This is a genomic window from Micromonospora lutea (assembly GCF_016863535.1).
GTDB lineage: Bacteria > Actinomycetota > Actinomycetes > Mycobacteriales > Micromonosporaceae > Micromonospora > Micromonospora lutea.
On record NZ_BOPB01000013.1, the window covers coordinates 270,835 to 295,308 of the forward strand.

The 24,474-nt window shown below is 70.7% G+C and carries 26 protein-coding genes; 9 read left to right on the top strand and 17 right to left on the bottom strand.

What is annotated here, in order from left to right:
- Positions 1 to 6: 6 nt before the first annotated feature.
- The 4 genes from Vlu01_RS14795 to Vlu01_RS14810 are packed head-to-tail and all read left to right on the top strand — an operon-like array spanning position 7 to position 5,039.
- Positions 7 to 2,208 (top strand): HAMP domain-containing protein, encoded by a 2,202-nt coding sequence (locus tag Vlu01_RS14795; RefSeq protein ID WP_203999177.1) that lies wholly within the window; start codon positions 7 to 9, stop codon positions 2,206 to 2,208.
- A 2-nt stretch (positions 2,209 to 2,210) separates the two neighbouring features.
- Positions 2,211 to 3,488, top strand: a complete 1,278-nt coding sequence (gene pgsB, locus Vlu01_RS14800) for a poly-gamma-glutamate synthase PgsB (RefSeq protein ID WP_203999180.1) — start codon at positions 2,211 to 2,213, stop codon at positions 3,486 to 3,488.
- Complete coding sequence (locus Vlu01_RS14805) at positions 3,485 to 3,970, top strand: poly-gamma-glutamate biosynthesis protein PgsC/CapC (protein ID WP_203999183.1); 486 nt, start codon at positions 3,485 to 3,487, stop codon at positions 3,968 to 3,970. Before pgsB ends, Vlu01_RS14805 begins: the two co-directional genes overlap by 4 nt.
- A gap of 22 nt (positions 3,971 to 3,992) precedes the next feature.
- Entirely contained in the window at positions 3,993 to 5,039 is a 1,047-nt protein-coding gene (locus Vlu01_RS14810; protein WP_203999185.1) for a C40 family peptidase, read from the top strand.
- Positions 5,040 to 5,061: 22 nt separating this feature from the next.
- Here the strand turns inward: Vlu01_RS14810 and Vlu01_RS14815 are convergent, their stop codons facing one another.
- Positions 5,062 to 5,847 carry a hypothetical protein gene (locus Vlu01_RS14815; protein WP_239095896.1) on the bottom strand — a complete coding sequence of 262 codons (786 nt, stop codon included), beginning with the start codon at positions 5,845 to 5,847 and terminating at the stop codon, positions 5,062 to 5,064.
- 207 nt (positions 5,848 to 6,054) lie between these two features.
- On the opposite strand from Vlu01_RS14815, the gene Vlu01_RS14820 reads away from it, so the two are divergent.
- Entirely contained in the window at positions 6,055 to 6,906 is an 852-nt protein-coding gene (locus Vlu01_RS14820; RefSeq protein ID WP_203999187.1) for a Rieske (2Fe-2S) protein, read from the top strand.
- Positions 6,907 to 6,970: 64 nt separating this feature from the next.
- Here the strand turns inward: Vlu01_RS14820 and Vlu01_RS14825 are convergent, their stop codons facing one another.
- The 12 genes from Vlu01_RS14825 to Vlu01_RS14880 form a co-directional block, all read right to left on the bottom strand.
- Positions 6,971 to 8,173: a LysM peptidoglycan-binding domain-containing protein gene (locus Vlu01_RS14825; RefSeq protein WP_203999189.1), complete on the bottom strand. Its 1,203-nt coding sequence runs from the start codon at positions 8,171 to 8,173 to the stop codon at positions 6,971 to 6,973.
- A 15-nt stretch (positions 8,174 to 8,188) separates the two neighbouring features.
- Entirely contained in the window at positions 8,189 to 8,614 is a 426-nt protein-coding gene (locus tag Vlu01_RS14830; RefSeq protein ID WP_203999191.1) for a pilus assembly protein TadG-related protein, read from the bottom strand.
- Positions 8,611 to 9,078 carry a TadE/TadG family type IV pilus assembly protein gene (locus Vlu01_RS14835; RefSeq protein WP_203999456.1) on the bottom strand — a complete coding sequence of 156 codons (468 nt, stop codon included), beginning with the start codon at positions 9,076 to 9,078 and terminating at the stop codon, positions 8,611 to 8,613. The genes Vlu01_RS14830 and Vlu01_RS14835 overlap by 4 nt, the downstream gene beginning before the upstream one ends.
- Positions 9,060 to 9,506 carry a TadE/TadG family type IV pilus assembly protein gene (locus Vlu01_RS14840; protein ID WP_203999193.1) on the bottom strand — a complete coding sequence of 149 codons (447 nt, stop codon included), beginning with the start codon at positions 9,504 to 9,506 and terminating at the stop codon, positions 9,060 to 9,062. Before Vlu01_RS14840 ends, Vlu01_RS14835 begins: the two co-directional genes overlap by 19 nt.
- 3 nt (positions 9,507 to 9,509) lie before the next feature.
- Positions 9,510 to 9,713 (bottom strand): hypothetical protein, encoded by a 204-nt coding sequence (locus Vlu01_RS14845; protein WP_203999198.1) that lies wholly within the window; start codon positions 9,711 to 9,713, stop codon positions 9,510 to 9,512.
- 26 nt (positions 9,714 to 9,739) lie between these two features.
- Entirely contained in the window at positions 9,740 to 10,603 is an 864-nt protein-coding gene (locus tag Vlu01_RS14850; RefSeq protein ID WP_203999201.1) for a type II secretion system F family protein, read from the bottom strand.
- Positions 10,600 to 11,502: a type II secretion system F family protein gene (locus Vlu01_RS14855; protein WP_203999204.1), complete on the bottom strand. Its 903-nt coding sequence runs from the start codon at positions 11,500 to 11,502 to the stop codon at positions 10,600 to 10,602. The genes Vlu01_RS14850 and Vlu01_RS14855 overlap by 4 nt, the downstream gene beginning before the upstream one ends.
- 4 nt (positions 11,503 to 11,506) lie before the next feature.
- Positions 11,507 to 13,042, bottom strand: a complete 1,536-nt coding sequence (locus Vlu01_RS14860) for a TadA family conjugal transfer-associated ATPase (protein ID WP_203999206.1) — start codon at positions 13,040 to 13,042, stop codon at positions 11,507 to 11,509.
- A complete protein-coding gene (locus tag Vlu01_RS14865; RefSeq protein ID WP_203999208.1) occupies positions 13,032 to 13,832 on the bottom strand; it encodes a CpaE/TadZ family protein in 801 nt (266 codons plus the stop codon). The genes Vlu01_RS14860 and Vlu01_RS14865 overlap by 11 nt, the downstream gene beginning before the upstream one ends.
- Before the next feature lie 2 nt (positions 13,833 to 13,834).
- Complete coding sequence (locus Vlu01_RS14870) at positions 13,835 to 14,497, bottom strand: SAF domain-containing protein (protein ID WP_203999210.1); 663 nt, start codon at positions 14,495 to 14,497, stop codon at positions 13,835 to 13,837.
- A 49-nt stretch (positions 14,498 to 14,546) separates the two neighbouring features.
- Entirely contained in the window at positions 14,547 to 15,440 is an 894-nt protein-coding gene (locus Vlu01_RS14875; protein ID WP_373307396.1) for a hypothetical protein, read from the bottom strand.
- A 131-nt stretch (positions 15,441 to 15,571) separates the two neighbouring features.
- Positions 15,572 to 16,141 carry a hypothetical protein gene (locus tag Vlu01_RS14880; protein WP_203999212.1) on the bottom strand — a complete coding sequence of 190 codons (570 nt, stop codon included), beginning with the start codon at positions 16,139 to 16,141 and terminating at the stop codon, positions 15,572 to 15,574.
- 575 nt (positions 16,142 to 16,716) lie between these two features.
- Here Vlu01_RS14880 and Vlu01_RS14885 point away from each other — a divergent pair.
- Complete coding sequence (locus Vlu01_RS14885; protein ID WP_203999214.1) at positions 16,717 to 17,520, top strand: prepilin peptidase; 804 nt, start codon at positions 16,717 to 16,719, stop codon at positions 17,518 to 17,520.
- A 63-nt stretch (positions 17,521 to 17,583) separates the two neighbouring features.
- The gene (locus tag Vlu01_RS14890; RefSeq protein ID WP_203999216.1) at positions 17,584 to 19,986 is read left to right on the top strand and encodes a glycoside hydrolase family 65 protein; all 2,403 of its coding nucleotides are present in this window, start codon (positions 17,584 to 17,586) and stop codon (positions 19,984 to 19,986) included.
- 159 nt (positions 19,987 to 20,145) lie between these two features.
- Here the strand turns inward: Vlu01_RS14890 and Vlu01_RS14895 are convergent, their stop codons facing one another.
- The gene (locus Vlu01_RS14895; RefSeq protein WP_203999218.1) at positions 20,146 to 20,871 is read right to left on the bottom strand and encodes a DUF4386 domain-containing protein; all 726 of its coding nucleotides are present in this window, start codon (positions 20,869 to 20,871) and stop codon (positions 20,146 to 20,148) included.
- 93 nt (positions 20,872 to 20,964) lie between these two features.
- Between Vlu01_RS14895 and Vlu01_RS14900 the strand changes: the two genes are divergently transcribed.
- Entirely contained in the window at positions 20,965 to 21,660 is a 696-nt protein-coding gene (locus tag Vlu01_RS14900) for a TetR/AcrR family transcriptional regulator (protein WP_203999220.1), read from the top strand.
- Positions 21,661 to 21,747: 87 nt separating this feature from the next.
- On the opposite strand, the gene Vlu01_RS14905 is transcribed toward Vlu01_RS14900, so the two are convergent.
- Together Vlu01_RS14905 and Vlu01_RS14910 are read right to left on the bottom strand one after the other, a co-directional pair.
- Positions 21,748 to 22,329 carry a DUF1349 domain-containing protein gene (locus Vlu01_RS14905; protein WP_203999222.1) on the bottom strand — a complete coding sequence of 194 codons (582 nt, stop codon included), beginning with the start codon at positions 22,327 to 22,329 and terminating at the stop codon, positions 21,748 to 21,750.
- Positions 22,330 to 22,422: 93 nt separating this feature from the next.
- Positions 22,423 to 23,202 carry a hypothetical protein gene (locus tag Vlu01_RS14910; protein ID WP_203999224.1) on the bottom strand — a complete coding sequence of 260 codons (780 nt, stop codon included), beginning with the start codon at positions 23,200 to 23,202 and terminating at the stop codon, positions 22,423 to 22,425.
- Positions 23,203 to 23,246: 44 nt separating this feature from the next.
- Between Vlu01_RS14910 and Vlu01_RS27950 the strand changes: the two genes are divergently transcribed.
- On the top strand, positions 23,247 to 23,381 hold the full coding sequence (locus Vlu01_RS27950) for a VOC family protein (protein ID WP_203999461.1): 135 nt from the start codon (positions 23,247 to 23,249) through the stop codon (positions 23,379 to 23,381).
- A 54-nt stretch (positions 23,382 to 23,435) separates the two neighbouring features.
- Here Vlu01_RS27950 and Vlu01_RS14920 read toward each other — a convergent pair whose 3' ends face one another.
- Positions 23,436 to 24,461 carry a DUF6183 family protein gene (locus Vlu01_RS14920; RefSeq protein ID WP_239095907.1) on the bottom strand — a complete coding sequence of 342 codons (1,026 nt, stop codon included), beginning with the start codon at positions 24,459 to 24,461 and terminating at the stop codon, positions 23,436 to 23,438.
- Positions 24,462 to 24,474 lie beyond the last annotated feature (13 nt).

The window sequence follows — 24,474 nt, forward strand, 5'->3', positions numbered from 1 at the left end:
TTGCCAGTGTCAGACAGGGCAGCGCGGCTCGCGTCACACAGGTCGTCGGGTGACCCCGTCCACGACCAGGCGCAGCTGCTGGCGTGGCGACGCCGCGCTCTGGACCAACAGTTGCCCGCGGCGGCATTTCCGGCGGGTACGAGCGCGCCCTCGCTGGTCTACCTGTGCGCCGCGATGTTCATCGTCGTCGCAGCCGTCCTCGGGTTCGCGGTCAACGCACAGCGAGGGGTGCTGCCGGCCGTCGTCGACTCGCAGCGCGACATCGTGTCCAAGCTCGTGTCGAGCATCCGCCTGGACGTCGGCACCCGACGGGACGAACTGACCCGGATGGTCCAGGCGCGCGGTGAGATGACCGACGCCGACCTGCTGAGCAAAGTGATCACCGATGGTCGCAACATCAGCGGAGCCTCGGTCGTGGAGACCGGGACGCGGCGCGTGGTCGCTGCCAAGGGTGCCGGGTTGCCGCTCGATCTGCTGCCTGCGGAACTGCCGATTGGCACCGCGATCGCGGTCACCGACGCCGACGGGCCGCTGCTGATCTACGGGATCGCGCTGGACGAAACCCGGGCGCTGCTGGCGACGCAGCCGGTCACGATGCGCAACCTTCGGCTGAATCCCGACGCCGGGCACGGTATCCATACCGTCACCTCGGACGGCACCATCAGCCTGATGCAGGGCGCAAACGCGGTCGAACCCGCGCACCTGCCAACGGTGTTCCACGGCTTGGCCAGCTCCGACTCCCGACAGAGCCGGCAGGTCATCGTCAAGGAGTGGTCGGATCGTCGACTACTCGTCACTTCCGCACCGGTGGGCGACACCGGCCTGGTGATCGTTTCGCTGCTCACCTCGAAGGTCAGCACCGGGACATCGTTGATCAAGGGCTTGGTGTTGGGACTCAGCCTGCTCGTCGTCGCCCTACTGAGCTTCTGGATCATGCGTTTGTCGCTGGTGCGGCCGGTCCGGACCTTGCTGAACCAGGCCAAGGCCGACGCGTGCGGTGCGGTCACGGCGAATCGGCGCAAGCTACGGATCAGGGAGGCACACCGGGTCGCTCGGGCGTTGGCACTGACCTCCGGCGACCGCTACCCGTCCGACAAACGCTGGCGACCGACAGTGCTGCAGGGGCTCAGCGTCGCATTGGCAGTGGCGTTTCTCTGGCCGATGGGAGCCGTCGTGGTGGCCCTCCAGGCCGCCGAACCCACGATCCCGGTGCAATTGCTACGCGACGAGGAGAGTCGCGTCGAAGAGGCCAGCAACGCGCTCGGCAATCTGCTCGACGGTGGCCTGGCCACCGTCTCCCGGGTTTCGTACGGCGTGAACGTGTCGGACCTGCCGAAGGTAGCCGAAAGGCTCGACCGTGAAGTGGGCACCGAACCGCGGTTGCGGTCGCTCTACCTCGTGGACCGCGACGGCACGGTGCTGGCAAGTGCTGGCCGGAAGCCACTGCGTACCGTCCAGCCTCTGCCCGGCGAGGTCGGCATCCACCTCGACGGGACGGTGGACCGGCTGCCCGTGGTGTACGCCTACCGACAGATGACCGATGGTTACGCGATCGTCGGCGAATACGACCCCGACCGCCTGCTTGGCCAGGTCCGCCGGGTCAATGGCCGGGCAAGGGTGGTCGACGCCGAGCTGAGGACGATCCTGGACTCTGAGGGATTCCGTGCCTTCCAGCCGTTGCAGGGTGACCTGGCGAGGCAAGCCGCTGTGGAGGCTCTGCCCGGTGTCACGGTCGGCCGGTCGCAGACCGCCGACGGTGACCCGGCGTTGGTTGCCGCCGCGGGACTGACCACACCGGCAACGGTGACCCACCTCGAATGGGCGGTCGTGATCGAGCAGGATGTGGCCGGGCTGCGGCTGCCGGAGCTCATCGAGGGGCGTTGGATGCTGCTGACCGCCGGCGCGGTCGCGGGTATCGCCTTGCTCACCCACGCGTGGCAACTCTTCATCTTCGTCCGGCCGCTGCGTCGGCTGGCCTACTTCGCCGACCGGATGAGCGACGGAACCATCGAGCTGCCGGTGCCACCACAGCGACACGACGACATCGGAGCAATCGCGATGTGCCTGGAAATCTGCCGGCAGGTGCGTCACACCGGCTCCGCCCGCTTCGGTGGAGCGCTGCGCCTTCGTGGTGGCGGCGCGGACCGTACCACGGTCCTGCCGCGAGCTCGATCGGCGGCGGCCGGCAGCCGTGGGACGAAGGGCTGATCGTGTTCTACCTATACACCGTCTACGGATTGTGCTGCCTCGCGTTGCTGGTCGCCGGGGTGATCGAGCAGCGCAACCACTACCGCAACTTGAAGATCATCCCGCACCGGGTGCTCGTCAACGGAATCCGCGGCAAGAGCTCCATCACCCGACTCTGCGCCGGAGCACTGCGGGGTGGTGGCAAGGTCGTGGTGGCCAAGACCACGGGTACCGCAGCCCGGTTCATCTTTCCGGACGCCAGCGAGGAACCGGTGCACCGGAAGTTCGGTATCGCCAACGTCGTGGAGCAGATCGGCATCGTACGCCGCGCTGCGGTCTACCATCCGGACGCTCTGGTGATCGAGTGCATGGCGGTGATGCCGGCACTTCAGGAGATCAACCAGAGCAAGTTGATCAGGTCGAACATCGGTGTGCTGTGCAACGTCCGCGAGGACCATCTGGCCGAGATGGGGCCCACTCTGGACGACGTGGCCCGGTCTCTGAGCCGTTCCATGCCCGAGGGTGGCGTCTGCATCACCGCCGAGAAGGAACGCCTGGCGATCCTGGAGAAGGAGGCGGCCAAGCGGAACTGCCGGTTGCTCGCGGTCGATCCCGAGTCGGTGACCGACCAGGAGATGGCGGGCTTCGGTTGGATCACATTCAAGGAGAACGTGGCGATCGCACTCGCCGTGGCCGAGCAACTCGGTGTCGATCGCCGCAGTGCCCTCGCCGGGATGTGGGCGGCGCCGCCCGACCCGGGTGTGCTCTCCGTTGCCCGTGTCCTCTATCGGGACAAGCGAGTCCGGTTCGCCAACATCTTCGCCGCCAACGATCCGGAATCCACGTACATGAACATTCAGCAGCTCGAAAAGCAGCAGCTCATCACCCGGCCGTTGACGATGGTGATCAATTGCCGACCGGATCGGATGGAGCGTAACGGGCAGATGGGTACGCTTGCCGGCCGCGTGCGACCGCAGCGCGTCGTACTGATCGGCGAGATGACCCGCAGCGCCCGGGTCAACGTGCCGGCGGAGCTTCAGGGTCAGGTGGTCGACCTGGGCGGAAAGCTTCCGCCTGAGCGGCTGATCAGCGAGGTGATGGCGGCCACCGCGCCGGACGGGTCGGTGGTCGCCGTCGGTAACATCCACGGCCAGGGTGAGGTCCTGCTGCACGAACTGGCGGCCCTGCCGAGCTGGGAGCCACAGGCCCGTACCCGCGCCGAATCGATGCTGCGTATGCCGAGCACTCCCGGGTTCGACGTGGACGCCAAGACCGTCTTCCTGGGAGGAGTCCGCCGATGACGTTCGGAGGAGAACTGAGCGCCCAGCTCGCGACCGCCTGTCTGGGTATCGGCCTGGTCTTCGCGCTGCTGTGCTACCTGACCACCAACCTTTCGCCCGGCGGCATGATCACGCCGGGCTGGATCGCTCTGGCGCTGATCGAAGATCCGCTACAGGCTGGCGTGATCGTGGTGATGACGGTGGTCACGTACGCACTCACGCGGCTGATGCAGCGCATGGTGATTCTCTACGGCAAGCGCCTCTTCGCGGCGATCGTGCTGCTCAGCGTCTTCCTTCAGATGACGCTCTTCGTTGTCGTGCAGAATGACCTACCGTTGCTCTTCGCGCATCAGACGCTGGGCTTCGTGGCTCCGGGCCTGATCGCCTATCAGCTCGTGCGGCAGCCACCGAAGGCGACCGTCGTGGCCACCATCATGGTCACCGCCATCACCTACGGCGTGGCACTCAGCGGTGTGGTGGCCGGCTTCGTGCCGGTCACCTGAGACCTGACAGATGAGGACAGGCATGGATTACCGGACGTACTCCGGCAGCCAGGCGGTGCTGATGGTCGTCGCCGTCTTCACCCTCCTGATCGGTGGCGGCACCTTCACCTACGTCGCGGCCCGGCAGGCCACGCCGACTCCGATCGAGCTGAGTATCGGTGCCCAGGTCGTGCAGGCCGCGACCCCGGTGGCCGCCGGGCTCCGTTACGTTCGGCTCACCGAACCGGACCGGACGCAGGTGCTCGACGACCAAGGGGAAACCGTTGCCATCATGACCGACGGCTCCCGTACGGTGCACCTGATCGGCCCGAAGCGGACCTTCGCCGAACCTCGATTCACCAAGGCCAAGCTGCACACCGAGTTCTGGGTACGGTTGGCGCCCCGACCGTGGCGGGACGGCGCGGAAACCGAGAAGTGGTTCGTGGACTGGTTCGCCAAGGCGCGCGACGACCGCTCGCCGGACGTGCTGGCGGTGGCCCGGGAATACACCTACCTGGGTAAGCCGAAGAAGGACCGGGAAGGGCGGCAGTATTCGGGGGACGCCGCCTTCGGGCCGCTCTCCGACATCGACCCGGATGGTCGAGCGGAGAACTCCGACTTCTACGACTATCTGGGGATCTCCTGGAGCTTTCCCGATAAGCAGGAGAAGCCGCACCCCGACCACTACCTCAGCCTGGACTGCTCCGGCTTCCTCCGGATGGTCTACGGCTACCGAATGGGGTTTCCGCTGCTCGGCACCAACAACGCGGGCCCCGGACTGCCGCGTCGGTCGACCGCGATGGCAGCGGTCGGCCCCGGTACGTTGTTGATGCCGAACACCGGTAAGCGGGCCCGCGAGCTGGATCGCCTACTCCCCGGCGACCTGCTCTTCTTCAACGCCGGACCGGTGCAGGGAGCGAACATCGAACACTCCGGCATCTACCTCGGAGTCGATGACCGAGGGCATCATCGCTTCATCTCGAGCCGTACCACGGCAAACGGACCGACCATGGGTGACCTTGGTGGGGAATCCATCCTCGATGGCACCGGCTACTGGGCGCTGCGCTGGCGCACCGCCCGCCGCGTGTGACCGACCATCGCGACCATCCGGCTCATCCGTCGGTCAGCTGCGCTGCCATCGCCGCCACCACCCGATCGCTGGCCGCTGCGTCGCGCCGGACGGTCCAGCTCAGCTCCAGGTGAACGAAGACCCCGTCGTCGTCCGCCGCAGCCCGCCCCTGCTGATTGGTCCGGCCCTCGAGCTGCCCGCACCGCCGCTCCCAGACACGGCAGGTGCGCAGGTTCAGGTCGGACAGTTCGTCGGCGATCCGGCTGGCCAGTTTGTTGGTCGGTGCCGAGCCGGTGGACACCACGGCGTCGGAGGTCGGCAGGTTGCGGTCGGCGAAACCGTGCAACTGGATCTGCGACAGGCCAGCCGCCCCGAGTGTCACCGCCAGCACGTGGAAGAGTGACCGGTCGTTGTGCGCGACATCGGCGGCTCCCTCGGCGGCCTGCCGGTGCGCTCCGGCGACGAGCAGGATGCTGCCCGGCACCCGACGTTGCAGCGCCAACCCGAGTTTCTCGGTGTTGATGTCGAAGCCGGGGTGCGGCACTTCGATCACGGTACGCGCGGCAGCGGTCCGGTCGACCAGGATCACGCCCCAGGTTCTGCGGTCGGAGCCGTCGGCGAGATACAGGCTGCATGCTCGGCCGGTGGCCGGATCGACGCCGTGGTGCGCGGCGAAACCGAGCCCCTTGAGGAGTGGATCGGCCTCACCGGCGCGGCCCGGCGTCGAGAGCAGTGCGCGGGCCGCGCGGCGGGCCGCCGACCTCTCCCGCTGATCCGGGTCGCGGTAGTCGCCGTTCGGCGAGAGGCTCTTGGTGAGTTGAGCAATCACGGTGTCCGGATCGAGATCCGCAGCTGATTGCGGAGCCGGCCGGCTGGGGCTGCATGCTGTGGTTCCGAGCAGGGCGGCTCCCGCCGCGGTCGCCAGGAGGTCCCGTCGGGTCGGGGCAACCGTGGGCGATCTGCGCATCCGTGCAGGCTATCGCTGTTCGTCCCTGACGACCGGTTTGGGTCGGCGTACGACGGGAAGTCGTTACCCGTGCGAGCTTTGTTGACGAAAATCGAGCAAGCTTCCGGACTCGACCGGTTCGGTGACCGGTTGCAGCAGGCGGTGCAGGGGGTGCTGCGCCCACAGCGGGTCCGCGACCTGCTGCACGGCGTCTGGCTTGGCCATCCACTGCATCCGGCGATGGTGCAACTGCCGGTCGGCTCGTGGATCAGCGCGGCCGTGCTGGACCTGATGCCCGGCCAACGGAGAGCCGCCACCACCCTGACCGCGGTCGGCACGCTGAGCGCGCTGCCGGCGGCGGTCGCCGGGCTCAACGACTGGGCGGGGCTCTCCCGTGACCAACGTCGGGTCGGCCTGGTGCACGCCGCGTCGAACTCCGTCGGGTTGGCGCTGTACGGCGCCTCGCTGGCCGCGCGCCTGTCCGGCCGGCACGGACTCGGGCGCACCCTCGGTTGGCTCGGGCTCAGCGCCGCCGGTGCCGGCGCGTACCTCGGTGGGCACCTGGCGTACAAGCAGGGTGCCCAGGTGAACGTGAGCGTCTCCGACCTGCATCTGATCAGCGAAGGCTGGCATCCGGTCGCGGAGATGACGAGCCTGCCGCAGCGGGAACTCGTCACCCGCAAGGTCGACGACGTGTCGGTGATCCTCTACCGGCACGGCGACGAGGTGACCGTCATGCTGGAGCGCTGCCCGCACCAGAGTGGCCCGCTCGGCGAGGGCGAGGTACGCGAGATCGACGGGCACGCGTGCGTGGTGTGCCCGTGGCACGGCAGCACCTTCCGGCTCAACGGCGGTGAGGTGGTGCACGGCCCGTCCCCGAACGACCAGCAGATCCTACCGACTCGGATCGTCGACGGCCGCCTGGAGGCCAGACTGCCCTGACCCGGCATTCGGTCGGACGCCCTTGCGCTGAGTGGTCCCGGCCGCCACGGTCCTGCCTGAACCGTCAGTCCTTGCGGTGTCGGCCCACGGGCAACTCGCGAGGCACGTGAACGGGCGGGTGGTGTCGGGTGCCGGCGCGGGACACGGTTGGGCGGCGACGCAGGCCGAGCACCGCGCCGATCTGCGCGCCGACGATGCTGGCCACGGCCAGCACGGCGGAGACGGCGAGCGGACGGTTCACCCGGTCGGGTTCGCCGGCTCGGGCCGCACCCACCGTCACGACCGGCGGATGGTCGTCCGGCGTCTCATCGCGCGGCGGCTCCGGCTGCCGCCCTTCGGGACTGGCCGGCGCGGGCGTGGCCGAACCAGGCCGGTCCGTCACGCCACCGGGTTGTTCCGTCGAGCCGCCCGGCAGTTCCACCGTCTCGCCGGGCCGTTGCACCGCCTCGCCCGGCTTGGCCGGTGCGGGGCGGGTCTGCTCGGTGCGCTCCGGGCCGGGCGTCGGCCGGGGCTTCGGCGCGACCAGCCGGCCGGTGGCGTGTGGCCGGGAACCCTGGTCGTGCGCCTCCTGGGGAAGTTTGATGAGCTGGCCGGGACGGATCCGGTCCGGGTCACGCAGCTTGTTGAGCGCGGCCAGGCGATGATAGTCGTCGAAGTCGTCGAGGTACCGGTCGGCGACCCCGCCGAGGTAGTCGCCCTTGGCGACCCGGTAGACCGGCGCGTCGGTGGAGGTGTCGCCGCTCTCCGCCGCCCGCGTGGCCGTCGTCGTCGGTCCGGCCGCCATGGCGACCACCGCCGGTCCGGTCGCCGCTGGGGCCGACACCGCGGGTGCCGTCACCGGCGCGTACGCCGGGGCGGCGTACGCCGTGGTTGCGGCGGTGGCGGCGGGGCTGGCGGCGAGGATCAGCGCGACCGACCCGACCAGCGCGGCGGCGGCCCGCTGCTGCCGGCCCATGCCGGGCAGCCGGGGAGCGGGCCGGTCCAACGCCTGGGCACCCAGCTCCACGAGGACCGAGAGGGCGAAGGTGGCCCAGCCGAACCAGCCGGCGATGGCCAACGCCCGGAGGAAGAGTTGCCCATCGTCGCGGCTGGTCAGCGTGGTACCGATCTCCCCGAGCGTGGGTACGTGGTCGGGGAGCGGGTTGCCGGCGAAGGCCAGCAGCGCGATCGGGCCGCCGACCAGCAGGCCGATCAGCGCGATCAGCGCACCGAACCCGGTCAGCACCCGACCGACCCGCCGTACGGCGGTGCCACCCGATGCGGCCATGGCTACCTTCCTTCCCTAGGGAGCCCCGGTCAGCGCCCGTGCGGTCGCCTCACCGGAGACGGTGACGGTGTTGGAGAAGCCGAGCAGGCCGAGCATTGCCCGGTCATAGGTGACCTCGACGCGTACCCGGATCAGGGTTTCGCCGTCGACCACCGGGAAGGTCACGGTGTGATCGCTGGCCCCGGCGGTGGCGAGGTAGTCCCGAACGGCACTGCGAGCCTGGCGGCGGTTGATCCGTTTGGGCCCGCCCTCGATGGCGGTGGCCCGGTCGATGGCCTGGCCGCCGGCGCGGGCCGCCTCGGCGGCCAGGTTCTCGGCGCGTTGCAGCGACCGGAGCTGACCGGCGCCGTCGAAGGCCATGCCGATGATGGCGAGTACCCCGACCAGAGCCACGGCCAGGAAGATGCTCACCCGACCCGCGTCACCGCGCCCGGCCCTCATCCCCGGCTCCGGTAGCGGTCCAGCGGTGAGGTGAACGACGCGGTGAGCCGCTGCCCGTTCGGCATGGTCAGCGCCGGAAGTCTGATGTCGGCGTAGGAGACGGTGCAGGCGATCTCGACGGTGACCGTGGCCTCCTGCCCGATGGCGCTGCCGAACGCCTGGTCGAAGGTGGCCGAGCGCCCGCCGACCGAGCCGTCGAAGGTCACCTGCGGGGCGCTGGTGCAGGCCACACCCCGCCAGTCGAGCTGCTGACGGGCCGCCTCCCGCGCCGCGTCGCGGGCAGCGGAGGCGTCCCGGGAGATTGAGGCGGCCCGGGCCGCGTCGTGTGCGGCGGCCTCCAGCGCCGCGCTGGCCACCGCGGTACGCCCGGCGACTCCACCGAGCACCATCATCGCCACGAAGGCCGGTGCCAGCACCGCCACCTCGATCGACACCGAACCCCGGCTCATGACGGCTCCGTCCAGCGTTCAGCCGTCCCGTGTGCCGTCTGCCGGACGGAGAAGCTGACCCCCGGCACCACCGAGAGAGCCTTGCCGGTCACCGTGCAGGTCACGTCGGTCTCCGTGACGACGCAGCTCGGCCCCGGCTCCTCCCAGTCGACCAGCCAGTCTCCGGCGGATCGGAGAAACCGGGTGGCGCGCTGCTCACCGGCGCCGGCCGGCGCATCGAAGAGCCGCGCCGCGTTGACCCCGCTCTGGGCCGCGTTGAGCGCGGTCGACCGGGCGACGAAGACGGCGGCGACCTGGATCGAGGCGAACAGCATCAGCAGGACCGCCGGCAGCGCCACCGCCAGCTCGACCGGGTTGCCGCCCCGCTCGCCGTCGCCGGGCAGCAGACGGTGCCGGGTGGCGGCGACCACCCGGCACCAGCCGGCGGAGAGGCGACGGAACATCGGTCAGTCGCTCGACGGGTCCTGGTGGGTCGGGATGTTGTCCATCCAGTCGTTGGCCGCGCCGAGGGCGGCGGCGGTCACCGCCATCGCCACGGCCACCAGGCCGAAGATGATCACAGCGGTCGGCACCGGGCTGTCGCCACGGTCGCCGCGCAGCTCGGCCAGGCGCGCCCGCAGCGCGACGTGTACATAGGTGAGGACGGACATTCGGGGGCTCCTTCGATCGGGTCGGCCTAGAGGCGGGCCAGGAACGGATAGATGGCGAAGCCGAGCAGGACGAAGACCAGCAGCGCGCCGGGAATGTCGAGCCGGCTGGTCACCCCCTCGGCCCGAGCCAGGTTGTCGGTGCGGATCTGGTCGCGCAGCGAGTCGGCCCGGCTGCGCAGGGTCTCGTGCACCTGGGCGCCCTCACTCCCGGAGGAACGCATGATCGCGCCGACGTCGCCCAACTCCGGGATGCCGATCCGGTCGGCGAGATCACGTAGCTCGTCCCAGGGCGAGTGCATCTGCATCTGGGCCATCCGCAGCGCCTCGGATATCCGGTCGAAGACCCAGCCCTCGCAGATCGCGGCGGCCCGCTCCAGCGACTGCACCGGGCCGTGCGCCGCGGACAACTGCAACGCGACCAGGTCGAGGTAGGTGCAGACCGCCTGGCGGAACTCGTCGCGCGCGGCGTCGGCCTTGGCCAGCACCGAGCGGTGCGCCACCAGTGCGCAGAGCAGCGCCAGGCCGAGGCTGCCCAGCACCGGCACGGCCAGCGGCAACGAGACGCCGACGCTGAGCAGCGTGACGCTGAGCAGTGCCGGAGCGCTGAGTCCGATCAGGGCGGACAGCAGTAGGGAGAGGGCGTACTGCTCGGAGGTGCGATCGAGCAGGGCCAGTTGCCGGTGTGGTGGGCGCAGCCAGCGGGCCAGCCCGGTGAGCCAGTCCAGACGCCGGTCGGCGGGGTGGGGGTGGGCGGCCCCCGGCGGCTGGTGCAGCCGGCGCAGCGCCGGGCCGAGCGCGGGCGTCGCCGGAACCAGTTCCCGGACCACCAGGAACACGCCCAACCCGAGCGTGGCACCGGCCACCACCGCGAGGGTGAGATGCAGGTTCACGCCACCACCTCGCTCGGGTCGGGGGCCGGCAGGAACCGGGCCGGTCGGGGCGGCTGGCTCATCGAGCGCACCCAGGCCAGCAACGCCACGAAGGCGGCACCGAGCACCGCCATCACCAGCTGCCCGAACGGCGTGTCATAGGGCTGGACGTATTCGCGGTTGAGTAGTCCGTACGCGATGGTGGCCAGCGTCATCCCGGTCAGGAAGCGGACCGCGAACCGGGGCTGGGTGCGCTTGGCCTCGATCTCCCGGCGGGTCGCGACCTCGGCTGCGGCCGCCGAGGCGATCGAGCCGAGCACGTCGCCGAGGCGCTCGCCCCGGTCGGTGAGGTGCAGGATGAGCGCCGCCACCACCTGGTCGCAGACCGGGTCACCGATCTCGTCGGCGAAGGCCAGCAGAGCGGAGCGGGCCAGCCAGCCGGCCTGGAGCCGGGCGGCGAGCAGGCGTACCTCCTCCTGGATCTCCTCCGGTGCGGTGGTGACCGTGCCGATGATCGCCTGCTGGAGCCCCTGCCCGGTGGCGGAGACGTCCTTGAGTCGGCGGGTCCATTCGCCGACCGCCTCGATCCGGGCGATGGCCCGCTGCTCGGCCCGGCCGACGGAGAACAGCCAGGGGGTGCCCGGCACCGCCACCGCGACCAGCAGGCCGACCACGGGCAGACCGGTCAGCAGGAAGGCCAGCGCGCCAGCGACCACCGCGCCCACCAGGAGGGTCTGGTGCGCCCGCTGGTCACGGACGGTGGTGCCGGAGCCGCGCCAGAGTCGGTCCAGCCCCGGACCCGCGCCAGGTGCCCGGCCGGGCGGTCGGCGGGTGCCGACGAGCGCGACGACGGCCAGCACCAGGCCGGCCACGCAGGCCGCGCCCGAGACCAGGGCGATCAGCTCGATGTTCGTACGCACCGGCTCACCGCCGACCGAGTCGGGTCTGCCGGGGCCGCCGCCAGGCACCCTGGCCGACCTCGATCCAGCGACTCAGCAGCCGGGCGTCGTAGCCCACCCGCAGCAGCTGGTCCCGGACGCGTTCCGGCAGGTGCTTCGGGACCGCCCGACCGTCCGGGCCGGGGCCGAACACCTGCGTGGTGGTGATCCGGCTGCCCTCACCGACCCCCAGCACCTCCTCGACGTGGGAGACGAAGCGGTGCTTGCGCCCGCCGATGCCGGTCTCGTCGTCGATGTTGACGTAGACGATCAGGTCGAGTGCGTTGCCGGCCATCCGGCGGGCCTGGTCGACGGTCATCTCACGGCCGTGCGACAGCGCCAACTCGATGATCCGCTCGCTCACCCCGGCCGGCGTACGTGCGTGGATGGTGCACATCGATCCCCGGCTGGTGGTCATCGCCTGGAGCATCGGCACGATCTCCCGGGAGCGCACCTCGCCGACGATGATCCGCAGCACGCCCATGCGCAGCGACACCGGGATCAGGTCGGCGATGTTGACCTCGCCGGCGGGTCGACCGTCCGGCCCGCGTTCGCCGTGCCCCTCCCGGGCCTCGAAGCTCATCACCGCGCGGTGCCGCTCGCTGCGGCGGGCCGGGAGCAGTTCCCGACTCTCCTCCAGCAGCACGTACGGCTCGTCCGGCGGGATCTCGCTCATCATGGCCCGGATCACGGTGGTCTTACCGGCACCGGCCAGCCCGGCGACCATGATGTTCAGACCGGCCCGCATCGACGCCCGGAGGAAGTCCCGCAGCAGCGGGTCGATCATTTCGTCGAGGTCGCCCCGGCCGCCGGCCAGGTCGTCCAGGGTCACGTCGAGGGTGTTGTGCTTGCGGATCACCGCGTACGGGCGGTGGCTGACCAGGAACACCGCGGCCAGTCGACTGCCGTCGGGCAGTTGCAGGTCCAGGGTGGGCTTCGAGGTGGACAGGGAGCGTTCCGTCGCACCGGCCCGTCGGGCCGCAGCCTGAAGGATCTCCACCAGCTCGTCGTCGCTGTCGGCGATGGGGTCGGCCCAGTCGACGCCGCCACCGTGCCGGGCGATGCGCACCTGGTCGCAGCCGAGGATGTGCACCTCCTCAATGGTGTCGTCGACCAGCAGCGTCTGGAGCCGACCGAGACCGGCCAGCTCGGCGGTCACCTGGTCGAGCAGCAGCCGTTCCGCACCGGCGGCCATCGGCGTGCCGGCACGACGCACCGAGTCGGCGTACTCGGCGACCAGTTCGACGGCGAGCCGGGCCCGCTCGGTGTCCTCCTCGGCGACGCTGAACTCCCGGCCGCGCTGCCACCGGGTGAGCCGCTCACTGAGCTGCCGGCGCAGCTCGCGTACCACCTGGAAATCGACCCGTGGCCGGGGCGGTGGGGCTGCCGGCGGCGCGGCGACCGGAACCGGCACCTGCGTTGGCTCATGGTGCCGACCGTTGACGGGAGGTAGCGGCGGGGCGGTGGAGGTGGCGCCCGGTGGCTGCCGACGCGGGTCCGACGAGACCGGTTCAAATCGCATCCGGCACCCCCTGGGAGACGGGCCACGCCAACCGGGCCCGCCGACGCTCCAGCAGCGCGCCGATCGGCACCTCCAACTCGCGGGCCGCGCGCAGCAACGGCCGGCTGGCCCGCACCGTCCCGCCGAGGCTCAACACCTCCGCGGTACGCGGATCGTGCGGCAGCCGGGCGATCACCGGAAGCTTGAGGGCCTTGCTGACCTCACTCTTGCCGTGACCGCCGCCGACCAGCAGCAGCCGCAGCGTGCCCGACGGCACCCGGTGCTCGACGAAGTCCCGCTCGATGGCCTGGAGCATGGCCCGGGTGCCGGACAGGTCGGGCAGCTGTGCCCGGGTCACCACCAGCACCGCCGAGGCGGCGCGCAGCAACGGCCAGGGCGGGCCCAGGACGTGCAGCCGTCCGCAGTCGACGATCACGTCGTACGGCGGATCACCGCGGTCCAGAGCGGCGAAGAAGTCGGCGAAGCGCTGCCAGAGCGGGGTGACGCTGCCTGCCTGGGCGGGGTCGACCACTCCCGGCAGCAGGAGCCGCTCGCGACGCGGCGCGTCGAGGTCCACCAGTTGTGACCAGAACGCGGTCTCCATGTTGCCGTCCCGCAGTTCACCGACGGCCAGCTCACCGATGCCGCGTGGCCCGTCGAGCGCGCCACCGAGGTAACCGGCGAGGACGGAGCCGCCGGCCGGGTCGCACTCGGCGAGAATCAGCCGCCGGTGCCAGCTCAACGCGCAGGCCAACGCGGTGGTGGTGACCCCCGGCGAGCCCTTGGCCGAGACCAGCGCGATGATGGCCATGCTCAGGCCGCCTTGGTCAGCACGACCGCGATCCGATCCTGTGCGGCCAGCGCCACCACCGCCGGCACGTCCCGGATGGCGAGCGCCAGGTAGACGACGACCTCGTCCCGCCCGTCGGTGGAAACGGCGTCGGTGACGGTCGCGGTGAACCGGGTGCCCCCCGACGAGGAACTCTTGCCGCTGTCGTTGCTCGGGGTGCTGACCAGCAACACCTGGTCACCGGGTCGCAGCTTCGGCGCGGGCACCTGAGCGGCGCGTAGCCCGAGGGCGAGCTGCTGCTGCCCGGGGCCGAGCAGCGGATCGTCGGTGAGCTGGGCCATTGTCAGCAGGGAGCCCGGGGCCAGCGCGACCGCGGCGCGCATCCCGATCACGTCGGCGAGTCGGGAGGCGGGCACCGGTTCGAGCCCCTGACCGCCGGCCACCTGCACCGACATCAGGTCGTCGGCGCGTACCACGCTGCCCACCTCGACCGCCCGGGCCACCGCCAGGTAGCTGCCGGTGGCCCGAACCGAGGTCACCGCGAACGCCGACCCCAACCCACCGAGGGCGATCAGCAGGACGGCGAGGCCGAGCAGGCCGGGCCGGACCCGACGTTGGCGAACCACCCGGGGCGGGGCGACCGGCGCGTCCACCGGAGAAGTTCCGTTGCGGGTCGCCACGCTCATCGGCGCCAACCTTTCGTTCGCGACTGCGGGGCGCGCAGGACCGGCTCACTCACCGCGCCACCACCTGGAGCTCGTTGATCTCGATTTCGACCGGGCCGGTCGTGCGGGTGACCCCGCCGATGCTTCCGCTGTCACCGCCGTTGCTGGTCCACGTCACCGACCAGTGCGTGGTCGCCCGGACCGTGTACGTGTCCGCCCGGGTGTAGCCGCTGTCATAGCCGCAGTCGGGGGACGGCTGCCCGGCATGCGAACCTCGGCGGTCGTACGGGGTGCCGGGGCCGGTGCAGATGACCTCGTCGCCGTTGTCCATGTCCCAGACCACCCGGTCCACCTCGGCCTGGATCGTCACGGTCAGGCCGCGATCCGTGGCCTCGGCGCTCAACGGGCCGAACTGGTTGGCACCTCGTTCGGCCCACATCCAGACCGGCAGACCGACCAGTCCGGGGCCGACGGACTTGCGTGGCGCGACCGCCGCCCGGGGTGCGAGCAGGGTGATCGAGGCGAACGCCCGGCGGGCCAGCTCCTCCGGATCCGGCGGGGCGCCGAAGCCCGGCGGTGGCGTGTCCAGCAGCTCGAGGGTTCCCTGACCCAGAGCACCACCGTTGCAGCTCTTCAGGTACCACTGCTGTCCCTCGGGGGGTTCCGTGGGCGGCGACTCGGCAAGCTTGTAGTAGCAGCCGTCGCCGCTGTTGAACCACCCGAGCAGGTCGTCGTAGCAGGGGATGGTGCGGCCTTCCCACTGGCAGACACCGCTGCCGCCCCCGCCGCCGTTGTTGCCGCCGCCGTTGTCGCCACCGTTGCCGCCGCCACCAGGCGTACCCGGGTCGTCGTCCCAGACGTTGCAGTTCGGTTGGGCCGGTGGACATTCGGCACCGGGGTCGGCTGCGGTCGCCGGGACCGCGCCGGCGCCTGCCAGCAGCAGCGCCAGCGCGCCGCCGAGCAGGACCCGCCGGAGATCGACGGTACGGGCGGCGAACGGTCGGCGTCGGTGGCTTGCCGGCACCGGGCCAGGTCGGCCGGGCGAGCTGACCCGGTCGGCGTGCCGTTCGTGGCCGCGACTGCCGCTCCACCCGGTCAGCACGGCTGGTCCTGGTGCGCCGCGCCGCTGCTGATCCGCCAGCGACCGTCGGGATAACGGGCCGCCGTGGCGGTGGCCAGATGACGGGAGCCACGGGTGCCCGGGACGACCTTGTCGTCGGCGAGGTAGACCAGCCGGTAGTTGCTGGCGTCGACGCAGTCCTGGATCTCGACCGTGGGCGGGTCGGCTTCCAGGTCCATCGAGATGACGGTGGGACCTTCGGAGCGCAGCGTGCCGGCGCTGACGGCGCCGTTCTGGCGGGCCTGCCGCAGGCTGAACCGGACCCTGGTCAGCAGTGGGTCGGCGAGGAACCGGGTCAGCTCCGGCTCCTGCGGGTCGCTGCGCCGACTCGCGGTCCGGGATGCCGCGAGGTAGCCGGAGTAGGCCGCCAACGCCGCCTTCTCCGCAGCCGCCTCGTCGGCGACCCGCTCGGCGCCAGCGGAGTTGTTCCGTTCGGGTGCTGCGGCGGTGGATGCTTCCTGGGTGCTGCCGCAGGCGGTGCTCGTGCCGACCGTGGCGACCGCGACCAGGCTGGCCGTCCAGCGGCTCAGTTGCCGTGCTCGCACCTCGTGCCCTCCTCGGTGCCGCCCGGCGGACGCCGTCGCCGGGCCGTGCGGTAGCGCGACCGGACGGGATCCCTCCGGCCTGTTCATGCGCAGCCACATTTACGTTTACGGATCTCCTGTGAATGCACTGGCCTGGCTGCTCGTTGGTAGTGGACGTGGGTTGCGTCACATCCAAGGGGCGAGCATAGGCTGACGCCGGCCGATGCAACAGAGGCAATTCATACGAACACTCAGAGTTATGAAGGGTGGTGGCGCGGCGTGGTTACCGGAAGGTTGCCGACCTTGATCGGCTCGGGGTGCGGCTCGGGTGGGCGCGGACGGCGACCCGGACGATCCCACTGCCGACTGGGTACGCGACGGACCAGTCGCAATGGGGCGGGAAATGGCAATCGGTCCGATCCGTCCCCCGGAAAAACGCCGCGAATTGGTCGTCGATTGCGGTTCATGGGATTTGCATCAACTGATAGCTGGCATTCACGCCGACCCTCGAACAGCGGTATGACAATGGGTGCCGGAGCTCGGGACCGCCACTCGAACCGACTGGCCACACTACCCTCCGTAAGGGGGTTGATGACATGACCCGGCAACCCGCGTCGCCGGCACCTCCGGACCGCACCGTCACGCCGGACGTGCCGCCGTCGGGGAACGCGCCTCGACCGTGGCAGCTCGCCGCCGCCGCGCTGTCGATCACCCCGCTGTTGCGGTACGCCGTCGCCCGACACGCCGTACCTCCGGGAACCGATCGCCGGGCCGGCTGCGACGCTTGCGGCGCGCCGATCAGCCTGCACCGCCCATGGCCGGCGCTCGGCCCGACCGCCCGCTGCGGTGGCTGCGGCGCACGGGTCGGTGCGCCGCCAGCCATCGTCGAACTGACCGTCCTGGCCGCCGTGGCCGCGCTGCTGCTGGCCCGTCCACCCGCGGTCGAGGTGGTCGTCGCGGCGTGGTGGTTGGCCTTCGCGGTGCCGTTGCTCTTCATCGACCTCGCGGTGCACCGGCTGCCGGACCGGCTGACCGTGCCGGCGGCCGCCGGCGTCTGGCTGCTGCTCGGGCTGGCCGCGCTGACCGGTGCCGGGGCCGCGCCGTGGCTGCGTGCCATCGGCGCCGGGCTCGGGATGGCGCTCTTCTTCGCCGCCACCACCCTGCTGCTCGGTACGCGAGGCTTCGGCATCGGCGACGCCAAGCTGGCGCTGAGCGCGGGCGCCCTGCTGGGCTGGTACGGCTGGAGCCTGCCGGTGCTCGGGCTGCTCCTCGCACTCACCCTCTCCGGACTGGTCGCCCTGGCCCTGCTGATCAGTGGCCGGGCCAGCTGGTCGAGCCACCTGCCGTTCGGGCCGTACCTGGTCCTCGGCACGCTCGGCGCGTTACTGCTGGTGTGGTGAATCACGCTGCTGGTGTGGTGAACCGACCGGCGGGGAACTGTCAGCCCGCAGGGACCGTCGGACATGCCTGGAGGCGATGTGCAGCCCAATCCCGACCGGTCGTCTCCGGAGGTCGACGAGCCGCAGCCCGACGAGCGGTGGCGGATCCGGCGGACCTGGGACGACCTGGACCGGCTCGGTGAGACCGAGTCGGTCTTCGCGTTGAGCAACGGCTGGCTGGGTTGGCGCGGCACCCTCGACGAGGGCGACCCGGTCGACATGCCGGGCAGCTACCTCAACGGGTTGCACGAATGCCGGGAGCTGACCTATCCCGAGGACGGCTACGCCTTCCCACAGCTCAGTGACACCGTCATCAGTGCGCCGAACGCCACGCTGGTGCGGCTCTGGGTCGGTGACGAGCCGCTGGACCTGCGCACCGGCACGGTAGTCGCCCACGAGCAGGTGCTGGACCTGCGCGCCGGCGTGATCGAACGGCGCACCGAATGGATCTCGCCGGCCGGGGACGGGGTGCGGGTACGCAGCACCCGGCTGGTGTCGCTGCGCCGCCGCCGGGTCGGTGCCGTCGACTGGACCGTGGAACCCCTGGACGGGCCGGTCGACGTGCGGATCTGCGCGGACCTGCTGGCCAACGAGCGCGTCCCGGACCGCGGCGACGACCCTCGGGCCGCCTCGCTGATCCAGGACCCGCTCGCCGCCGAGCTGCATCGGGTCGACGGTGCCGACGCGCTGCTGGTGCACCGTACCGAACGCAGCGGGCAGCGGGTCGCGGTCGCGGTCGCGCACCGGACGGCGGTGCCGGAGCACATCACCACCGGGGTCGACGCGACGCCCGACCGGATCCGACTCACCCTCATCGGGTCGCTGCGACCCGGCGAGCGGGCACAGCTGACCAAGTTCGCGGCATACGAGTGGGCGCCCGTCGCCGACTCCTCGGTCGAGGAACTGGCCGGCCAGGTCACCGTCGAGGCGGACGCCGCGCGCGCCGCCGGCTTCGCCGGCCTGCTCGCCGAACACCGGGCCGCCCTCGCCAGCGCCTGGCGCGCCGCCGACGTGGTGCTCGACGGCGACGAGGAGCTGCAACTGGCCATCCGATTCGCGATGTTCCACCTGATCCAGGCGGGGCGCACGGACGGGGACCGGGCCATCGCCGCCAAGGGACTGACCGGCAACGGCTACGACGGGCACGTCCTCTGGGACACCGAGGGGTACGTGCTGCCGGTGCTCACCTACATCGCGCCGGACGTGGCCCGGTCGGCGCTGCGTTGGCGGCACGCGCACCTGCCGCAGGCGTTCGACCGCGCGGCGGAGCTACGGCTCACCGGTGCCACCTTTCCCTGGCGGACCATCAGCGGCCGGGAGTGCTCCGGCTACTGGCCGGCCGGCACCGCCGGGCTGCACGTCAACGCCGACATCGCCGACGCGGTCCTGCGCTACGTCGCGGCCACCGGCGACGAGGATCTCCTGACCGGCCCCGGGCTGGAGCTGCTGGTGGCCACCGCCCGGTTGTGGCACGGCTTCGGGCACTTCACCGACGACGGCAGCTTCCACATCGTCGGGGTGACCGGCCCGGACGAGTACTCCGCGCTGGTCGACGACAACCTGTTCACCAACCTGATGGCGCGACGGAACCTGCGCGGCGCGGCCGACGCCGTCGAACGGCACCCGGAGGCAGCCGGACGCCTGGACGTGGACCCGACCGAGGTGGCCGGTTGGCGGGCCGCCGCCGAGGCGATGACCGTGCCGTACGACCCGAAGCGCGCGGTGCACCAGCAGGCCGCCGGGTTCACCGACCGGCCGGAGTGGAACTTCGGCGACACCGGCGACGACGACTACCCGTTGCTGCTGCACTTCCCCTACCTGGAGCTGTACCGGCACCAGGTGGTCAAGCAGGCCGACCTGGTGCTGGCGATGCTGCGGTGCCCGGGTGAGTTCACCGCCGAGGAGAAGGCCGCCAACTTCGCCTACTACGAGGCGCGGACGGTCCGGGACTCGTCGCTGTCCGCCGCCCCGCAGGGCGTGCTCGCCGCCGAACTGGGCCACCTCGACCTGGCGTACGACCTGTTCGCCGAGTCGGTGCTCCAGGACCTGAAGGATCTCGGCGACAAAACCGGCGACGGGCTGCACCTGGCTTCGCTGGGCGGGGCGTGGTTGGCGCTGGTGCAGGGCTTCGGTGGGTTGCGCGACGACCGCGAGCTACTGTCGTTCGACCCGCGGCTGCCCGACCGGATCGACCGCCTCGCGTTCAGCCTGATCTGGCACGGTCACCGGCTGCACGTCACGTTGACCGCCGACGAGGCCCGCTACGAGCTGCCGGACGCCGAGGGCGACGCCGCGATCGAGCTGTGGCACCACGGCGAGCGGCTGCGGGTGACCGCCGGCCAGTCGACGACCCGCCCCATGCCCCCGCTGCCCGACCTCGGACCCGAGCCGCCCTCCCCGCCCGGCCGCCGCCCCGCCCGTCGCTGAGGTGTAAGGAAGGGCACCTTATTAACGCCTGCGGTATAGGAAGGGCCCCTTGCTAACAGCACACCCTTGCGGAGTGCCGGCTGGCAACGGCGGGGCTGCCGACCCCGGTTCGGGCGCACCCGCATGGGGGCACGACCTGAGCCAGGGCCGGCGGAGTGGTCAGGCGGGCGCGGTGGCGGCGAGCGCCGCGTTCGCCTGCGGGGTCCCGGTGAGCGCCCGCTTCCGGACGCCGAAGATGATCAGGTAGCCGATGATCCAGAATTCGCCCACGGTCGCGGGGACCACCAGCAGGTCAGCGGCGATTCCAGCACCGGGGGCGAGGTAGCCGACGAAGGTCATGAGCAGGTAGCCCACCCCACCGGCGACGAGGATCCAGCCGAGCGGGCGGGGCAGCCAACCCGAACGCAGCACGCACCAGCCCATCGGCATCAGCCAGAGGCCGAAGAAGAGCCCGCCGACTCCCCACAGGTTCTCGCTGACGAGATACAGCAGTTGGACGGTGTCGGCGGTCCCGCCGACAGCCGCCCCGCCAGTCCCGCCGGTGGCCACCCCGACCGCGGTCGCGAGCATGGCGGCGCTGCCGAGGATCACGACGGCGTTGACGATGCCGAAGGCGGCGATACTGCCGGCGGCGGTGCTGTCGACGGTACGGAACAGACGGTAGAACCAGACGGCGGCGAGCGTCTGGGTGAGGACGACGAGCAGTTCGAGTGCCACCCCCACCCGCGCCAACGACTCGTTGGCGACCAGGTTGGCGAGGGTCACGTCGGCGTCACCGGCGTCGAAGATCATGGGACGGATGGTGAGGAACCCCAGCATGCCGGCGATGCCGAGGCCGAGGTAGAACAGTCCGGTCGTACGGGCGGTGCGGATCAGCGGATGCATGGTGGGCTCCCTTGGTTGCGGCGGACCGGGCAGATGAGCCTTACGTCGTAAGGCAAATCGTACGTTGTAAGGTCAAGGAGGGGTGGGGGCCACATGGCAGCGAGGAAACGGCGGGAGCCGCTGAGCCGTGACCGGGCACTGGCCACCGCGACAGCGCTGGTGGACGCGGAGGGAATGGCGGCGCTGACGATGCGCCGGCTCGCCGCTGACCTCGGCGTCGAGGCGATGTCTCTCTATCACCATCTGCCCGGCAAGGAAGGGCTCCTGGACGGCCTCGTCGAGGCCGTCATCGCCGAGATCACCGCAGCGGCCGACCAGGCCGAGACGGATGCGGCCGGCGGAGACTGGCGTACCCGGCTCCGACTGCGTTTCCTCGCCGCACGAACGGTCATGCTGCGGCACCCGTGGGCACCCGCACTGCTCAGCTCCCGCCCGACCATTCCCCCCGGGATCTACGGCTACTACGAAGGCATCCTCGCCACCCTGGTCGACGGCGGCTTTTCGTACCGGATCGCCCATCGGGCGCTGCACGCGTTCGGCAGCCTGGCACTCGGCTTCGCCCAGGAGGTCTTCAAGCCCGCAGGCGAGGAGGTCGACGCCGCAGAGGCGGAACTGGCCGTGCTGGCCGAGCAACTGCCCCACCTCGGCGCGATGGTCGCCGCCGAGATGCACGCCGCCACCGACCCCACCCTGGGCTGGTGTGACAGTCAGACCGAGTTCGAGTTCACCCTCGATCTGCTCTTCGACGGCCTGGAGCAGGCTCGTGACCGATCCGCCACCGATGGATGACAGCTGGCACCGCCAGCCGACGTTCCGAAGCCGGGCCGGATCGCCTGGATGGGCGGCGATTCACCGCGACGGCAGCCGGTGGTCAAATCAGGAGCCGTTGCGCGCGTCGGTCAGCGTGGTGGGCGTGATTTTGATGTCCGTCAGGCGCGCGTCGAGCCCGTCACCAATCGGCGACTGCACGCTGAATCCGATCCGGTGCCCGGCTACCGGCCCGAGCGTGAACAGCCGGGCGAGCGCCCACAGCGTGCCATCGTCGGAGTGGTGGAACGCGTACACCGCACCCATGCGGGAGATCCGCAGCCAGGACCGCCCGGGCTTCGACACGGCCACCCCGTTGGCGTCGTCGGACACCTCGCGGGTCACCACGGTGACGATCATGTCGGTGCCGGCCGGTGATCGCTCCAGGGCGAGCTTCGCCCAGGTCGTCGGCCCGCCGTGGACGAACAGGGCGACCGCGTCGTAGGTTTCCGCCAGCGGCGCTTCGACCAGGGCACTGAGCTGGAAATCGCCGTCGAGCCGGGTCAGCCTGAGCGGTGCTGATCCGGTCGGCTCGCCGCCGGCCGGATCGACGAACCAGTCCGTACGGGCCGGCGCGCTCAGCAGGCCGTTGCCGGGAAACTCGACGCGATCACCGTTGACGTCCTGCCAGTCAAGCGACTCCATCGACATGTCGGCAAGGGTGCCGGGCGTACCCCGCGAAGACAACCCACTCGGACCGGTCCGGCCAGGTCAACCGGGCATGGAAGCGCTGCCACCCGGACGTCACGCGGTGCTCGTCGCGCTCAGGCGGGTGATGTCGCGTTGCAGCCGGATGATGTCGGTCATCGTGTAGAGACCCTCACCCGGCTCGGGCTCGTTGCCCAGCGGTGGCTGCTGGTGCTGGGCGGCCACGGCCAGCACCTGATTGGCGGGGTCGGGCAGGTAGTTGAGCCCGACCACCCCGAACCGGGCATGTCCCCGGTCGAGGGCGGCGGGCCGGCCGGACAACTGGCCCAACGTCGGCGGCCGGTCGAAACTGCCGGAGTAGAACTCGATGACCGGGTACGCCCTGGATGCCGCGACCTGGCGCACGAACGCCGTGTAGAACTTCGCCGCCACCTGAATGGAAATCACATCGCCGGGGCGCAGAAGTGTCAACGCGCTGGGCCGACGCGGCCGGCGAGTCAGCGCTGACGGTGGCGTGGTCAGGAACCGCTTGATGGTCGGAGACTGCCGGGCGAAGGCGTCGGAGAGTACGACATCACGGTTGAGCGCGTCTATGGAAGTCAGTGCGTGAGCTGTGACAGCTTCATCAGTGAGGCCGTACCTGTGCAGCAGAACAGCCAGCGCCACCCACCCGCGGTGCCGCGTATCCGGAGCGGTGTCATCGGCGTCGAGCAGACACCGCCAGCGGGCGAGGATCGGGCGAACAACGTCCGTATCGGCCCGCGACTCTTCTGGTGACCGCAGCATCTGCCAGCCCACCCACCGCGCCAGGTCCTCGTCCAATGCGCGTACGAGGAAGGGCGCGGCGAGCTTGACCAGAATCTGCTGATGCTTCACGCCGGGTGAGTGTGACAGACCTGCGCACCTTGCCCTGGGCAGCGATGGACCGGCGTCGGACTGTCGAGCGTCTGACGAGTGCCGGCGCGACCGTGCTCCGGACCGTTGACGAGCCGGAGAGGGCTTTCTACGCCGCGCTTCTACAGGACCCGGAAGGCAACGAGTTCTGCGTCGTCTGACTAGCCGACCCGCCGCGCCAGTTCAGCTCGCCGCCCACCCAGGGCAGGGATCGATCAGTCGGTGTCGGTCGCCGCGAGTACCGCCAGACGCCGCCCGTCCGGAGACACGACTGCCAGGCCGATGTCCCAGGCGAGCTTGACGAACCATGCGGTGGATCCTTCGAACGAGTACCACGAGCAGCGGTTCGCGATGGCCTCGACGTCACCGGCTGATGCGTCGTGTGGGGCACCGACCAGTGCCGCGACCGACCGCCAGGCGAGCAACCTTCCGTACGCGCCGAACTCGCCGTCGCTGTAGGCGCCGCCGGTGGAGGCTGCGGAGAACAACTGTCGCCACGCCTGGGGCGCGGCGCATACGCCGAGCCCGGTCGTCATGCCCTGGGCGCATTGCAGACCGACGCGGACCAACGCGTCCCGGACCGCCTCTGGCGGGAGATCGTCGTCGAAGGCGAACGTTCGTGCTTCGATCTCACCGTTCGACTCCTCGGCCCAGTTGTCCACGGCGGCGGCGAGCAAGGCCGCCTCGTCGGGGGTGGTCGTCTCCTGCCAGTGGGGTACGGGTCCGTGCCCGGTCACCGGCTCGGCTGCCATGGCCGGCAACTCCTGGCTGCTTCCGTGGAGGTGGTGGTAGGGCAGGCTGGCGCGTTCTTCGATCGGAGTCAACGACAGCGGCAGCCAGCCGAGCGGGTGGTGACGCCAGTGCGAGGAGGTCGCCCACGGGTGCCGGACTTCGGCACCACGCAGCACCAACTCCTGGAGCAGACAGGCCCGCAGTTCCTCCGACCGGCCCGCGTCGAACACGACACCCAGGTCAGTCGTACCATGGGCCGAGGCGAGCAGGGACGCGGCGTAGCGGGTCGTACGGCGGTCCTGCACGCCGCCGACCAACCGGACCGCCTGGTCGGTCACGCCCGGCGTGAGCGTCAGTAGCCGCAGCACCCGATCGAAGACGCTGCGAAACTGCCAGGGCGAGACGGCTTCCGCTGCGTACCTGTGCCACAACGCGATGCCGAGATCCGCGACGAAGCTCGCATCGCCCGCACCGAGACGCCGCTCGGCGAGTTCGTGGATCCTCGTCACATCGTCCAACCTG

Bases quoted from the DNA above. Each gene is read 5' to 3' on its own strand.
- Vlu01_RS14900 (WP_203999220.1), top strand. From the start codon at position 20,965: ATGGCAGCGAGGAAACGGCGGGAGCCGCTGAGCCGTGACCGGGCACTG.
- Vlu01_RS27950 (WP_203999461.1), top strand. From the start codon at position 23,247: ATGGACCGGCGTCGGACTGTCGAGCGTCTGACGAGTGCCGGCGCGACC.
- Vlu01_RS14810 (WP_203999185.1), top strand. From the start codon at position 3,993: ATGGATTACCGGACGTACTCCGGCAGCCAGGCGGTGCTGATGGTCGTC.
- Vlu01_RS14905 (WP_203999222.1), bottom strand. From the start codon at position 22,329: ATGTCGATGGAGTCGCTTGACTGGCAGGACGTCAACGGTGATCGCGTC.
- Vlu01_RS14865 (WP_203999208.1), bottom strand. From the start codon at position 13,832: ATGGCCATCATCGCGCTGGTCTCGGCCAAGGGCTCGCCGGGGGTCACC.
- Vlu01_RS14890 (WP_203999216.1), top strand. From the start codon at position 17,584: ATGCCTGGAGGCGATGTGCAGCCCAATCCCGACCGGTCGTCTCCGGAG.
- Vlu01_RS14895 (WP_203999218.1), bottom strand. From the start codon at position 20,871: ATGCATCCGCTGATCCGCACCGCCCGTACGACCGGACTGTTCTACCTC.
- Vlu01_RS14885 (WP_203999214.1), top strand. From the start codon at position 16,717: ATGACCCGGCAACCCGCGTCGCCGGCACCTCCGGACCGCACCGTCACG.
- Vlu01_RS14830 (WP_203999191.1), bottom strand. From the start codon at position 8,614: ATGAGGGCCGGGCGCGGTGACGCGGGTCGGGTGAGCATCTTCCTGGCC.
- Vlu01_RS14840 (WP_203999193.1), bottom strand. From the start codon at position 9,506: ATGTTCCGTCGCCTCTCCGCCGGCTGGTGCCGGGTGGTCGCCGCCACC.
- Vlu01_RS14860 (WP_203999206.1), bottom strand. From the start codon at position 13,042: ATGCGATTTGAACCGGTCTCGTCGGACCCGCGTCGGCAGCCACCGGGC.
- Vlu01_RS14845 (WP_203999198.1), bottom strand. From the start codon at position 9,713: ATGTCCGTCCTCACCTATGTACACGTCGCGCTGCGGGCGCGCCTGGCC.
- Vlu01_RS14825 (WP_203999189.1), bottom strand. From the start codon at position 8,173: ATGGCCGCATCGGGTGGCACCGCCGTACGGCGGGTCGGTCGGGTGCTG.
- Vlu01_RS14805 (WP_203999183.1), top strand. From the start codon at position 3,485: ATGACGTTCGGAGGAGAACTGAGCGCCCAGCTCGCGACCGCCTGTCTG.
- Vlu01_RS14870 (WP_203999210.1), bottom strand. From the start codon at position 14,497: ATGAGCGTGGCGACCCGCAACGGAACTTCTCCGGTGGACGCGCCGGTC.